13 protein-coding genes are annotated in these 14,028 nt (G+C 35.2%); 6 read left to right on the forward strand and 7 right to left on the reverse strand.

What is annotated here, in order from left to right; translation table 11 throughout:
- Nucleotides 1–16 precede the first annotated feature (16 nt).
- Both ACOOWA_RS14285 and recG read left to right on the forward strand, forming a co-directional pair.
- Nucleotides 17–550, forward strand: a complete 534-nt coding sequence (locus tag ACOOWA_RS14285) for a thioredoxin family protein (RefSeq protein ID WP_421376192.1) — start codon at nt 17–19, stop codon at nt 548–550.
- Nucleotides 551–780: 230 nt separating this feature from the next.
- Nucleotides 781–2,865 (forward strand): ATP-dependent DNA helicase RecG, encoded by a 2,085-nt coding sequence (gene recG, locus ACOOWA_RS14290; RefSeq protein ID WP_421376375.1) that lies wholly within the window; start codon nt 781–783, stop codon nt 2,863–2,865.
- A gap of 6 nt (nt 2,866–2,871) precedes the next feature.
- On the opposite strand, the gene ACOOWA_RS14295 is transcribed toward recG, so the two are convergent.
- From ACOOWA_RS14295 to dapA, 4 genes are all read right to left on the reverse strand, one after another.
- Nucleotides 2,872–3,183 carry a type II toxin-antitoxin system RelE/ParE family toxin gene (locus ACOOWA_RS14295; protein WP_421376193.1) on the reverse strand — a complete coding sequence of 104 codons (312 nt, stop codon included), beginning with the start codon at nt 3,181–3,183 and terminating at the stop codon, nt 2,872–2,874.
- Nucleotides 3,165–3,389, reverse strand: coding sequence for a hypothetical protein (locus tag ACOOWA_RS14300; RefSeq protein ID WP_421376195.1), 225 nt, complete (start codon nt 3,387–3,389; stop codon nt 3,165–3,167). Before ACOOWA_RS14300 ends, ACOOWA_RS14295 begins: the two co-directional genes overlap by 19 nt.
- A gap of 53 nt (nt 3,390–3,442) precedes the next feature.
- Nucleotides 3,443–3,940: a GNAT family N-acetyltransferase gene (locus ACOOWA_RS14305; protein WP_421376196.1), complete on the reverse strand. Its 498-nt coding sequence runs from the start codon at nt 3,938–3,940 to the stop codon at nt 3,443–3,445.
- Nucleotides 3,941–4,170: 230 nt separating this feature from the next.
- Nucleotides 4,171–5,043 carry a 4-hydroxy-tetrahydrodipicolinate synthase gene (gene dapA, locus ACOOWA_RS14310; RefSeq protein WP_421376197.1) on the reverse strand — a complete coding sequence of 291 codons (873 nt, stop codon included), beginning with the start codon at nt 5,041–5,043 and terminating at the stop codon, nt 4,171–4,173.
- A gap of 107 nt (nt 5,044–5,150) precedes the next feature.
- Between dapA and ACOOWA_RS14315 the strand changes: the two genes are divergently transcribed.
- Genes ACOOWA_RS14315 through recO form a run of 4 tightly spaced genes read left to right on the forward strand, consistent with a single transcriptional unit; the run spans nt 5,151 to nt 9,847 of the window.
- Nucleotides 5,151–5,906, forward strand: coding sequence for a 5'-nucleotidase C-terminal domain-containing protein (locus ACOOWA_RS14315; protein WP_421376198.1), 756 nt, complete (start codon nt 5,151–5,153; stop codon nt 5,904–5,906).
- A complete protein-coding gene (locus ACOOWA_RS14320) occupies nt 5,906–6,856 on the forward strand; it encodes a bifunctional metallophosphatase/5'-nucleotidase (RefSeq protein WP_421376199.1) in 951 nt (316 codons plus the stop codon). Before ACOOWA_RS14315 ends, ACOOWA_RS14320 begins: the two co-directional genes overlap by 1 nt.
- Before the next feature lie 49 nt (nt 6,857–6,905).
- On the forward strand, nt 6,906–9,161 hold the full coding sequence (locus tag ACOOWA_RS14325; protein ID WP_421376200.1) for a T9SS type A sorting domain-containing protein: 2,256 nt from the start codon (nt 6,906–6,908) through the stop codon (nt 9,159–9,161).
- Nucleotides 9,161–9,847, forward strand: a complete 687-nt coding sequence (gene recO, locus ACOOWA_RS14330; RefSeq protein ID WP_421376201.1) for a DNA repair protein RecO — start codon at nt 9,161–9,163, stop codon at nt 9,845–9,847. The genes ACOOWA_RS14325 and recO overlap by 1 nt, the downstream gene beginning before the upstream one ends.
- A 3-nt stretch (nt 9,848–9,850) precedes the next feature.
- Here recO and ACOOWA_RS14335 read toward each other — a convergent pair whose 3' ends face one another.
- The 3 genes from ACOOWA_RS14335 to ACOOWA_RS14345 form a co-directional block, all read right to left on the reverse strand.
- Nucleotides 9,851–12,514 carry an MGH1-like glycoside hydrolase domain-containing protein gene (locus ACOOWA_RS14335; RefSeq protein ID WP_421376203.1) on the reverse strand — a complete coding sequence of 888 codons (2,664 nt, stop codon included), beginning with the start codon at nt 12,512–12,514 and terminating at the stop codon, nt 9,851–9,853.
- Nucleotides 12,515–12,662: 148 nt separating this feature from the next.
- The gene (locus ACOOWA_RS14340; RefSeq protein WP_421376204.1) at nt 12,663–13,472 is read right to left on the reverse strand and encodes a glucose 1-dehydrogenase; all 810 of its coding nucleotides are present in this window, start codon (nt 13,470–13,472) and stop codon (nt 12,663–12,665) included.
- A gap of 67 nt (nt 13,473–13,539) precedes the next feature.
- A complete protein-coding gene (locus ACOOWA_RS14345) occupies nt 13,540–14,025 on the reverse strand; it encodes a GNAT family N-acetyltransferase (protein WP_421376206.1) in 486 nt (161 codons plus the stop codon).
- Nucleotides 14,026–14,028 lie beyond the last annotated feature (3 nt).

Genomic DNA, 14,028 nt, shown 5'->3' on the forward strand with positions numbered 1-14,028 from the left:
TAATTATCTACTATTTATGAAAAAGATATTTGCAGTACTATTCGTTATTCAATCATTTTTTGCTTGGTCTCAGGTAAAATGGATGACGATTGAAGAAGCATTGAAAGCACAAAAAAGCCAACCCAAAAAGATATTGATTGATTTTTATGCCGATTGGTGCGGTCCGTGCAAAATAATGGATAAAAAAACATACGGACACACGGTGATTTCAGAATTTTTAAATGAAAATTATTACCCTGTAAAATTTGATGCAGAAGATAAAAAGACCATAGAAATTTTCGGAAGACAATTCTCAAATGAAAATACTTCTCATAAAAAAGGAAGAAATTCCCTTCATGAATTTACTCAATTTATGAATGTAAATGCTGTTCCAAGTACAGTTTTTTTGGATGAAACAGGTCGCCCGATAACAATGTTGCAAGGCGAATTATCAGCAAAAGAACTAGAACCTTATCTCGGATTTATTGCAAACGACTTATACAAAAAAATAAAATCCCGTGAAGAATGGGAAGACTATCAGAAAAAATTTAAGTCAAAGATAAAAGAATAGCTAATTGCATATTGCATTTGGCGACTGGCTTTTAGCTTATATTACTGCCACGAATGCACTAATAAATGCTTTGACAGCAAAATTTATTCGTGTATTCGTGGCAAATTAATTTCATCATTGTCTAAAAAATATGCAAGATCTGCGTGAGCAAAACAAAACAAGGCTTTCAAAATCGAAAGCTTTTTTTTATTGCCGAAATTTCACGAAATTCGTGCTTCAAAATTTAATTTCTGACTTTAGAAACTCCCATAGAATTCGTCAAAGGAATCGGTTCCGAACGCTCCAAACTCATCAAAAATGTGTTGGGAATTTCCGTGGTGGAAGATTTTTTAAATTTCTATCCGATCCGATATTTAGATAAAAGCAAAATTTTCACGGTTTCTACACTTCATGAAACAACAATTGAAGTTCAGCTTAAAGGAAAAATTACTTCGATCCAGGAAATTCAGACCGGAAAAACAAAAAGACTTTCAGCAAAATTCAATGACCATACCGGAACGATGGATCTGGTTTGGTTTCAGTATTCGAAATGGCTGAAAGAGCAGATTCCAATCAATCGGGAAGTTTATATTTTCGGAAAAATTAATGTCTTTAACGGTCAGTATTCGATGCCACATCCGGAAATTGAATCTGAGGAAGATAAAGAAACGGAAACACGGCTAAAACCCATTTATCCAAGTTCAGAAAAACTCAGCAAGAGAGGTTTAAACCAGAAGTTTTTTCAAAATATTTTAAGAAATATCTGCAAAGAAATCCCTAATCTTATTGAGGAAAATTTTCCTGAATATATGATTAATCACTATCAGTTTCTTTCGAGACAACAGACTTTTCTGAATATTCATTTTCCGAAAGACCAGCAACATTTTGAGAAAGCAGATAACCGATTGAAATTTGAAGAATCATTCTTTTTTCAACTGGGTTATGCTCTGAAAAAGCTGCATCATAAAACACAATCCATTGGCAATCCTTTTCCTATCGTTGGCGATTTTTTTACAGGATTTTACGAAAAACACCTTCCGTTTGATTTAACAGGTGCTCAAAAAAGAGTTTTAAAGGAAATCAGAATGGACATGAAAAAGCCCATTCAAATGAACCGGCTTTTACAGGGTGACGTAGGTTCCGGAAAAACAATGGTGGCATTATTAACGATGCTGATCGCTTTAGACAACGGTTTTCAAAGCTGTTTGATGGCTCCAACCGAGATTCTCGCTCAGCAACATTATGCAGGAATTAAAGATTTATTAAAAAATACCGATATTAAAGTCAGTCTTTTGACGGGTTCTGTGAAAACTTCCGCCAGAAAAATTATTCATGAAGAGCTTGAAAACGGTGAACTTGCGATTTTGATTGGAACTCACGCGGTTTTGGAGGATAAGGTTAAATTTAAAAATTTAGGATTAGCAATTATTGATGAACAACATCGGTTTGGTGTTGCTCAGCGAGCTAAACTTTGGGCTAAAAATAAAATCCCACCCCATATTCTGGTGATGACTGCAACGCCGATTCCCAGAACTTTGGCGATGAGTTTTTATTCTGATTTGGATGTTTCTGTGATTGATGAGATGCCGGTTGGAAGAAAACCTATTGTTACCGCTCATCGAAGAGAAAAAGACCGGGCTTATGTATATCATTTCTGTCATGAAGAAATCCGGAAAGGCAGACAGATTTATTTTGTTTACCCTTTGATTGAAGAATCTGAAACATTGGATTACAAAAATTTAATGGAAGGTTTGGAAAATGTTATGGATAATTTCTCGAACTACAATGTCACCATGCTTCACGGGAAAATGAAGCCTGATGAAAAAGATGCTGCAATGAATTATTTCGCTTCAGGTAAATCACAGATTATGGTAGCAACTACAGTAATTGAGGTAGGAGTAAATGTTCCGAATGCATCTGTAATGGTAATAGAAAGTGCTGAAAGATTCGGTCTTTCGCAACTCCATCAGCTTCGTGGAAGAGTGGGAAGAGGGGCTGAACAAAGCTATTGTATTTTGATGACGTCTGATAAATTGTCGAGTGACAGCAGAACAAGAATTAAAACAATGGTAGAAACCAATGATGGTTTTAAAATTTCTGAAGTCGATATGCAGTTGCGTGGTCCCGGAGATATTTTGGGAACTCAGCAAAGCGGCGTGGTTGATTTTAAAAGACTGGATTTGGTGAGTGATGCGCCGATTATTAAAACTACAAAAAATTTAGTCGAAAAAATTCTTGAAAGCGATCCGCATTTATCAAGAAATGAGCATCATATTATTAAAAATTATTATCTGCAGAATTACAAAGGGAAAAATAAGTGGAGTAAGATTTCCTGAAATATTTCATTCCAAATCAAGAAAATCTTTTTTTGTTGTATCATTTCGTCTACCGTCCCAAACAGATAAGACTTTTATCTGAACACTCGAAAACTCATAAAACACAAGATAATTTCTAACATTTTTCACCCTTACATTTTTCAAATCTGTTTCTCGACCAATCATAGGATTTTCTGCAAGTTGTTTGAGAGATTTGATGAAAAGCTTATTTAATTTTATACTGTATGTTTTAGATTTGTTGTTGTCAATCCAAAATTCAAGAATCTCTTTTCTTTCAATATTGGCTTCTTTCGTCCAACTTATTTTTCTTGAAGCCATTTTTCAATTTCATTATTTGCTTCATTTTCAGTGAGAATTTCATCACTTTGAGCATTTAAAAGTCTTAATCTTTGCTCCTCATTTAATTCAAAAACGGTATTATCCTGTTCAAAATCTAAAAAATTTTTGATTTCTTCAATAACTTTAGAATCTTTCAGGTTTGCAATCCTGTTAATTAAATCTAATTTCACTTCCGCAGCATTCATATTCTTAATATTTAATTCAAATTTACAACTTTTAACACAACATAATCAATTCTTTACAAATTTTTCTCCATCAAATAATCATCCATCATATAACTATTTCCAATATCAAAAACACCTTCATCGTAAACTTTATAACCTTGAGATTCATAAAATTTTTGAGCGGAATTGTATTTATTCACATTTAAAATAATTCTGTTATCACCGACTTCCTTTACCTTCTCGTTGAGAAATTCAAGCGTTTTTTTGCCTAAACCTTTCCCTTTACTTTCTGGAACTAAATAAATTCGGTGCAGTTTGGTTGTATTTTCTTCGTAGTGATTTTCAAAACCTAAAAATCCGTCAAATAAATTCAAAACTTCATCAAAAACAAGGTAATAATGATAGTTTGGATTTTTCAAATGAGCCGAAATTTCTGTTTCGGAATACATCGTTTCAAGCATGTAGTTCATCTGTTCGACAGAAAGTATTTCTGCGTAAGCATTTTCCCATGAACGTTTAGCTAAATCCTGAATTAAGGGAATGTCTTTTTCTGTTGCTTTGATTAATTTCATAGTAGATATTTCTTTAACGCTAAGTTTTTGTTTAAAACCAATTGCATATTTTTCGTTCGCAAAGGCGTTTCACTCAGCAAAGGCATGAGATTAAAAAAGTGAAAAGCATCACACTCTTCACTTTTATATATAGATTAAACACAAAGTTTGTCATTCCATAAATCCTACACAAAGTTGTAGAGATGCTTTTCAGCATGACAAACGGAGCGTAAATTTTGAGATTTAAAATACTAAATCTTTTCCATTTCAGCTTTAATTTTCCCGTAAAGTCCTTCTGAAGCAGGAACTAAAGGAAGTCTCAGATAATTTTTAATGATTCCCTTTTCTGCTAAAACCGCTTTAATTCCGCAAGGATTTCCTTCAGCAAAAATCAATCTTGTGATTTCAACCAATTTATTATGAATTTCATATGCTTCATCCACTTTTTTATCAAAAGCCAGCTGAACCATCGTAGAAAATTCTTTCGGATATCCTTGTGCAATTACAGAAATAACTCCTGCTCCGCCCGCTAAAGTTACAGGAAGCGTATACTCATCATCTCCGGAAACCAAATTGAAACCTTCAGGCTTTTTTCTCAAAATATCAAAGTATTGAAGAATATTCGGTGCAGCTTCTTTAATTAAGAATAAATTTGGAAATTCCTTTGCCAAACGTAGAGTAGTTTCTGCCTCAACATTTTGTCCTGTTCTTGAAGGAACGTTGTAAATGATAATATTTTTTCCCGTAGAAGCCAACATTTTATAATGCTGATAAAGCCCTTCCTGATTAGGTTTGTTGTAATAAGGAGACACAGATAAAACTGCTGTAAAATCTGAAAGATCTGCCTCTTCAATCTGTTTTTTAACTTCAAGCGTATTGTTTCCACCAATTCCTAAAACCAGCGGAAGGCGTTTATTATTTACTTTAATGATATGATCTACTACCTGTTTCTTCTCCTCAGCTGAAAGCGTTGCAGCTTCTGCCGTAGTTCCTAAGACAACTAAATAATTGGTTCCGTTTTCGATATTGTAGTTTACAAGTTTTGTTAAACTGTCAAAATCAACGGATAAATCTTCATTAAAGGGCGTAACCAAAGCAACACCAACTCCTTTTAAAATGCTCATCTGTTAAAATTATTTTGTTCAAATTTAATAATTTAAGATAAGAATTTATAATAATTACTGATGTTTTATTATACATATAATTATATTTGCATATACTAAAAGATATTATGCAAAATAAATTCTTATTACTAGGAATTGCTTTGGTTTCACTTACTGCCTGCAAAACAACGTCGTTACAGGTAGCGAATGTGGAGACTCAAAAAAACATTTCCATTAATAATGAGCTGAAAAATGATGAGGAATTTGCCAAATTTATCGAACCTTACACGTTGAAACTCAATAAAGAGATGAATCAGAAAATCTCTTATACGCAGGTTGATTTAACGAAAGAGGGCGACAACAGCAATTTGGGAAATCTTTTAGCCGACTTTACATTTGATGGAGCTGACGTTTGGGCGAAAGCCAATTTAAATAAAAATATAGACGCAGCTTTGATTAACATCGGTGGAATTCGTACGACAATCGGCAAAGGCGATATCATGCTGAAAAATGTGTTTGAAGTAATGCCTTTTGAAAATGAGGTGATTATTGTAAAATTCAAAGGTTCAGATTTGCAGGGACTTTTTGATTATTATGCTCAAAATGAAACCAATAATCCGGTTTCTCATTTATATATTGAAACTCAGAATAAGCAGGTTGTTAAAACTTTAATTAATGGAAAGCCCGTAAATCCTAATCAGGATTATTATGTGGCAACATCAGATTATTTAGCTTTGGGAGGAGATAATATGAAGTTTTTCAGCAAAGGAGAAATGATTCCTACAGGCATCAAATTAAGAGATTTATTTATTGATTATTTTAAGAAAAATCAGCAAATCAATCCTAAAGAAGAGGTTCGTTTAAATTTTATCGGGAAGAAATAATGAATAGAAAGAGTTTTTTAAAAACAATCACCGGTGGAACTTTAGCCATGTCTTTAGCTCCCAATTTGTTGATGGCAGAAGAGTTAAATCTGAATTCTTTTAAACCCGCAACCAAACTTACAATTCTTCATACCAATGATCAGCACAGCAGAATTGAACCTTTTGATTCGAGTTATACAAAAAATCCTAATCAGGGTGGTTTTGCGAGAAGAGCCACTTTAATTCAGAAAATCAGAAGCGAAGAAAGCAATGTTATGCTGCTGGATTCCGGAGATATTTTTCAGGGGACTCCTTATTTTAATTTTTTCGGAGGTGAATTGGAATTTAAACTGATGTCGATGATGAAATATGATGCTTCCACCATGGGAAATCATGATTTCGACAATGGTCTGGATGGATTTTTAAAAGTACTACCGAATGCCCAGTTTCCTTTTATCTGCTCAAATTACAATTTTAAAAACACCATTTTAGACGGAAAAACTTCTCAATACAGAATTTTCAACAAAAACGGAATCAAAGTCGGAATTTTTGGTGTGGGAATTCAGCTTGAAGGTTTAGTAGGAAAAAAACAATACGGAGAAACGATTTGGAATGATCCTATTGAAGTCGCACAGCACTATTCAAACTTTTTAAAAAATGAACATAAATGTGATGTAGTGATCTGTCTTTCACACATCGGATACGACTATAAAGGTGAACCTGATAAATTGAGTGACAAAATTTTAGCTTCAAAAACAGAAAATATTGACTTAATTTTGGGCGGACACACTCATACTTTCTTACCAGAGCCTCAAACGTTTCAAAACAGACAAGGGAAAAATGTTTTGGTGAACCAAGTAGGTTGGGCGGGACTTCTTTTAGGCAGACTCGATTTCTTTTTTGATCAAAATAAAAACGTAAAACAGATTTCCTGGAACAATCAGGTAATCGACAGCAATATAATAGCATAATTTGTTCCGACTATTCGGGATGAACTTAAAAACGATAGACCTCTACAATATGAAAAAAATCTCACTACTTTCTTTTGGTATTTTCGCAGCTTTACAATTTGTAAATGCGCAGAATATTTCTTCAAAAAAATGGGCAGACTTGTTTTCTTACAACAACGTTCTGGCGATGAAAGAAGATAACGGAAAAATCGTTGCCGCCACAGAAAACGGGATTTTTTATTATACAATTTCCACAGGAGAAATCACAAAGCTTTCAAAAGCAAATGGTCTTCACGATGTAAAAATCTCAGCGTTTGATTATAATCCGCAAACAAAAATTGGTTTGGTGGGTTATCAAAACGGCTCTCTAGATGTAATTACGGCACAAGGCGTAGTTTATGTTGTAGATATTCCTATTGCAACAGGTTATAACGGCAGTAAAAAAATCAATCATATTTCTATTACCGGAGACAGAGCAGTTGTTTCCGTAGGCTATGGAGTTTCTATTTTTGATCTAAAAAAGAAAGAATTCGGTGATTCTGCATTTTTTATCAGTGGAGGCGTTTTTCAGGCGAGCAATGAAGCCACGATATTAGGAAATAAAGTTTTTTCTGTAACCAATACAGGGCTGAAAACTCATGAGCTAAATACTACTTTTCCTGTATTTTCAACCTGGACGACAGAAATGACAGGAAATTTCATCGATATAGATTCAGAAAACGTTTTGGCTTTTTCATCTGCAAACACTACTTATCTTTACAATAACGGAACGTCTACTCCTTTATCTCAGACTTTTAGTGGAATTAAAGATGTGGTGGTTACCTCCGGCAGCATTATTGTGACCGATGGCGCAAGAATTTATACCTACAACACAAACGGAAACTCTACAGGAGCGTCTACAGTGGGAGAAGAATGCAACACGGCAACAACGGTAGGCTCGAAAATATATGGCGGAACCGTACTTTCAGGAATAAAAACCGAAGATAATATAACTTATAAGCCAGATGGCCCTTATTTTAATTATGCTTACAAAATAAGATTATTTAATGAAAATCAGCTTTTAGTTTCTACAGGAGCCAGAATAGATGGCTACAACCAGTCACAGTTTAACCCAAAAAATCCGGGATTTTATTATTTTACGGGCACAGAATGGATTTATCCTTCAATTTTCGTAGGAAGCACAACTCTTTTCAATGTTTTGGATGCATTTCCTGACCCGGCGAATACTTCAGATGTTTTTTTCACCAATTATGCGACCACTTCGGCAGGAGGTCACGGTATTTACAAAATGAAATACAACACAACATCTAAAAACTTTGATTTCGTCAAGCGCTATGATCTTGGCGCACCAGATGGATATGGCAACAGACCTGTCGGCTTTACTTCAGATGATCAAAATAATCTTTTTGCCACTATTGGCTATTTCGGATCCTCTTCGGCTCTCGCATTTTATGATAGAACTACCGACAGTTTTTTACTAAAAAATCTTAATGCAAGTGCAGGAATTCAGTTTCCAACGTTCAGCAATGATTTACTTTGGATTCCTTTACCAAGAACGACCAATTTCCTGGTTTACGACACAAAGAAAACAGCAAATCCTTCGGATGACACGCAATATTTACTCGATCAGTCAAATGGTCTTCCGGGAGCTTCAGTTTCTTTTGCTATGGACAAATCCGGTGATGCCTGGATCGGTGCCCAAACCGGACTTAGAATTTTACCAAATGCCGTAAACGAAGTAAAAAACAATCCACAGCTAGAACCTATCGTTATCGAACAAGGCAATCTTGCTGAGGAACTTTTTAGAGATGCACCGATTCTTCATGTAGAAGTTGACGGAGGTAACCAGAAATGGGTTTCTGTAGAAGATGGCGGAGTCTACTATTTATCAGCATCGGGTGAACAAACCATTATGCATTTCACAAAAGATAATTCGCCCTTACCTACAAACACAGTTACTGATATTAAAGTAGATAAAAAAACCGGAAAAGTTTATTTTGTAACCTTTGACGGAATTGTAACGTATCAGGGAAATGTTGCAGATGTAACTTCAAATTTCGGGAACGTTTTGGTTTACCCCAATCCTGTTGTCTATTCCCAGTTTAAAGGAAATGTAACAATAAAAGGTCTGGCTGAAAAAACGAATATCAGAATCACTGATGCCGCAGGAAATCTTGTTCATTCTGCAATCGCAAGAACCGGATATTACGAATGGAATCTGAATAATCAAAAGGGTAAAAGAGTTGCTTCGGGAATTTACTTTGTTTTGATGACCAACGAAGACGGTTCAGATAAGGCTACGGCAAAAATAGCGGTAGTGAATTAATGACTTCTCAAAACGGATTTTTACTTTCATTTATAAAATATGGAGAAAACGATGCGGTTCTTCATTGTTTTACCGAAGAAGATGGTTTTCAGACGTATTTTCTGAAAGGAATTTATAGTAAAAAGAATAAGAAAAAAGCTTTTTTACTTCCACTGAGTAAACTCAATTTTTCTGTTAATTCAGGTAGAAGCACAGGTATTCAGACGGTTTCAAAATTTGAAATGACGGAAATAAGTGATGTTTATACCGACATTAAAGCCAATACTGTTATATTTTTTATTGCAGATTTCCTGAATCAGGTTTTAAGACATGAAAATAAAAATCCGTTAGTTTTTTTTGCCATCGATGAGTTTATTCAGCAGTTAAATCTAGAGAATTATCGTTCACATCTGTTTTTTTTAATTAAAATTTTAAAGATACAGGGTGTAGCACCACTTTTAGGTGAAGGTAATTTCCTAGATCCCGAAACCGGAATTTTTACCAACAGCGGAACACATCATTTTTTCGACAGCGAAAATTCCATGCTTTGGAAGTTGGTTTTATCTTCCCCAAATCCTTATGAAATTAAAATTCCCAAAAATTTAAGGAAGAATTTTTTAGACAGTATATTAATCTATTATCATTATCATGTTTCTGATTTCAGAACGCCAAATTCTTTGGAAATCATTCAGCAGATTTTTGAGTAACCTTTAATGATTGTCACAGTTTTTTGGCATTTCAGTTTCAGATTTTGCTATTAACTTTTTACTATATCGAGGCTGCAGAATTTTTGCAATTAAACCTGTCCATCCTGTTTGGTGTGACGCTCCTACTCCACGCCCATTGTCACCATGAAAATATTCGTAAAACAAAATATAATCTTTAAAATCCGGGTCAGTCTGAAATCTTGGATACTGACCGTTAAAAGGTCGGTTTCCGTTTTCATCTTTCAAAAATAATTGAGACAGTCTTTTGCCTAAAGAATCTGCAATCTGATCTAAGTTTGAATAATTTCCGCTTCCTGTAGGATATTCAACCATAAAATCCGGGCTGTAATAAAAGAAAAAACGCTGAAGACTTTCAATAATTAAAAAATTAACAGGAAACCAAACCGGACCACGCCAATTGCTGTTTCCTCCAAAAAGTTTGCTGTCGCTTTCGGCTGGCTTGTATTTTACTGAATAATCTGTTCCGTTTAAATTTAATTGATAGGGATTCTCTTCATATTCCTTCGATAAAGCACGAACGCCATAATCACTAAGAAATTCCTTCGGATTCAGCATTCTGCTTAATAATCTTTTTAAACGGTGGCCGCGGAGAAGTGAAAGCAAATGTTTAGAGTCTTCACCTTTCACTTCCCAATGCGAAACCAAAGCGGCGAGCTCAGGTTTGTTCTCAAGAATCCATTTCATTCTGCTTTTGAAACTGGGGAGTTTTTCTATCATTTCGTCATCAATCACTTCAACCGCAAACATGGGAATCAATCCTACAATTGTTCTCAGTTTTAAGAATTGATTATTACCATCACCAGAAGAAATTGCATCGTAGAAAAACTCGTCTTCCTCATCCCAAAGACTGAAATGCTCTTCACCCATATTATCCAGCGCATTGGCAATATATAAGAAATGCTCAAAGAATTTTGTTGCCATTTCTTCATATATCCTATTGTATTGAGCCAATTCTAAAGCAATCCTCATCATATTGAGCGCAAACATTGCCATCCAGCTTGTTCCGTCAGACTGTTCCAGATGTTCGCCATTCGGAAGTACAGCATTTCGATCGAAAACACCAATATTATCGAGACCCAAAAATCCGCCTTCAAAAATATTGTTTCCGTTGTTGTCTTTTTTGTTTACCCACCATGTGAAATTCATTAAAAGTTTTTGAAAGGCACTTTCAAGAAATTCCAAATCCGGCTTACCTTTCAGATATTCATCAATTTTAAATACTCTGAAAACCGCCCATGCATGAACCGGCGGATTCACGTCACTAAAATCCCATTCATAAGCCGGAAACTGTCCGTTGGGATGCATATACCATTCAAAAAGGAAAAGTTTCAGCTGATATTTTGCAAAATCAGGATCTATAAGTGATAAACTAATGGTATGAAAGGCTAAATCCCATGTCGCATACCAAGGATATTCCCATTTATCGGGCATGGAAATAATGTGCTCATTATTTAGCTGTTTCCAATCGTAATTTCGGATTTTCTCACGGGATTTTGGTGGTTTCGGATCTGCAGGATCTCCTTTAAGCCATTTATCGACATTGTAATGATAAAACATTTTATTCCAAAGCATTCCTGCAAATGCCTGTCTTTGAACCATTTTTTCGTCATCTGTCTCTATTCCGTTCTGAATTTCTGCGTAAAACTCATCCGATTCTGTTTTTCTTAGATGAAATATCTCCTCAAAATCTTCAAAAGGGTTATCTAAATCTTTATCAGAAAGCCTGTATTCGAAAGTTTTCGATTCTTTTGGGTTAAAATTTTCATCAATCAAAAAAGATGCTTTTGTTCCGGCGTTTTGTGGATTGACTGAGGATATATTTCCATTAATGATGTAATTATTGATGCCATCTTTACAGTATTTTGACAGGTTTGAAGATTGGTAAAGCCTTTCGTTATTGGTTTCATTTTCACAGAATAGGGCTTTTAAAGATTGTTTAGCATAGAAATTTTTAATTTCAACATCTTTGTGGGCGACTTTTATGTGTGTTGGCTGTTCTGAATTTAATATTGGTTTATAACCGTCGTAACCCCAATTCCAGGTATTTCTGAACCAGATTGTTGGGAGTATGATGAGTGATGCCTGCTTACCAGATTTGTTAACAACCGTGAGTTTCACCAGAACATCATTCTGACTTTCTTTGGAATATTCTATGAAGATATCAAAGTATTCATTCTGATCAAAAATTCCGGTGTCGATCAGTTCATATTCCGGTTCGTCTTTGGTTCTTTCTGCATTTGTTTCTACTAAATCTTCGTAAGGAAATTCATTCTGCGGGTATTTGTAAAGCATCTTCATGTAAGAATGAGTAGGTGTAGAATCTAGATAGTAGAAATATTCTTTCACGTCTTCACCATGATTTCCCTGCTCATTTGACAATCCAAAGAAGCGTTCTTTCACCATTTTATCTTTTTTATTCCAAAAACCTACGGAAAAAACCAGTTTCTGCATATCGTCACAGATTCCGCAGATTCCCTCTTCACCCCATCTGTATGTTTTTGCTTCAGCGGTATCGTGATTGGTATAATTCCATGCATCGCCGTCTTTACTGTAATCTTCACGCACCAATCCCCATTCACGATTGCTTACATAAGGACCCCATTTTTTCCAGGAAACATCTTTTACTCTTTCTTTTTCGGAATTCATTATTGACTGATTTTTAAATAAAAACTAATATTGATTAATAGACCGACTGCGCCCCGGATTGAACGGCATGTTTGAGCTCTTTTTGCAGGAAAGGGAAATGCATGGCACAAAAAAGCGAGTAGTGAAAGCCGGAATTGTGCGCCAAAAACTATCCGCCGTTTGAGAAACTTTCAAGACTTGTCATTCCGCCATCGATGAAAATACTCGTTCCTGAGATATAATCTGCTAAATCGCTCGCCAAAAAAACAGCCAGATTTCCTACATCTTCGGGTTGACCGATTCTGTTGTACGGAATGAGCTGCATCAAATCATTCATCGCTTCAGGAGTTCCCCACGCATCTTTATTAATAGGAGTCTGAATCGCTCCGGGACAAATAGAATTAACCCGGATTTTATCGGCGCCATGTTCCTGCGCCAAAGTCTGCATCAGCATTTTTATTGCCCCTTTGCTTGCTGCATAATTGGCATGACCTGCCCAAGGAATAATTTCGTGAACCGAACTGATATGAATGATTTTTCCACAGGCAACCGATCGGGTTTTATCTATTCCTCGGCGTAGAAATTCTTTTATAGCTTCTCTCGAACATAAAAACTGCCCACGAAGATTGACTCCCATCACGGTATCCCATTCTTCAACGGTCATATCAATAAATTTGGCATCTTTCTGAATTCCTGCATTGTTAATCAAAATATCAACCGTTCCATATTCAGAAATCACGTCTGCAAACATTTTTACAACCTCATCTTCTTTGGAGACATCACACCGATAAACCATTCCGTTTCCTCCGTTTTCCTGAATTTCTTCTAAAACTTTCTGAGCTTCATCTGTTGAGTTTTCGGATGAATGATTAATGATGACCGTTGCTCCTGCCGAAGCAATAGATTTTGCAATTCCTGTTCCTATTCCGCTGGATGCACCGGTAATTATTGCGACTTGATTTTTTAATGAAACCTCCATATCTTGATTTTATAATATTTAAAATCAATTGAAAGTTTCACGCCAAACTGATCGTTTATTTTTTAAATTAATCTAAAATTTTAGACATCACCAACTGTGGTCCGCTTCTCCCGTCTATTTTTTTACCATCGTAAATATAGCCTTGATTCTGATAAATTTGAAAAGCCAAATCATTTCTTTCATTGACAGACAAAACGATTTCATTACAATCTTTATCATGCTGCTTAACGAAATCATCAATGGCAACCATGGCAGATTTTCCGATACCTTTTCCCTGAAATTCGGGATTTACAGATAACGAACGAAGCAAAACAGCATCAGAATTGTCGGTCAGTTCAAGTTTATCGGCACCAAAATCTAAAACACAAAATCCTGCCACTTTATCATCGTAAAAAATCGTAATGGGATACGCAAAAAAGTCGTCATTTTGATTTCTTGATTCAATTCTTTCCAATGCCTGTTTGGGTAAAGAAGAATATTGTGCCTGAATTTCATCCAGACTATAAGTTAATTCAGATAGATGTTTCGGTTCAAAAAATTGTAATTCTACCATAAC

It is taken from the genome of Chryseobacterium sp. GP-SGM7 (genome assembly GCF_049166575.1).
Lineage (GTDB): Bacteria > Bacteroidota > Bacteroidia > Flavobacteriales > Weeksellaceae > Chryseobacterium.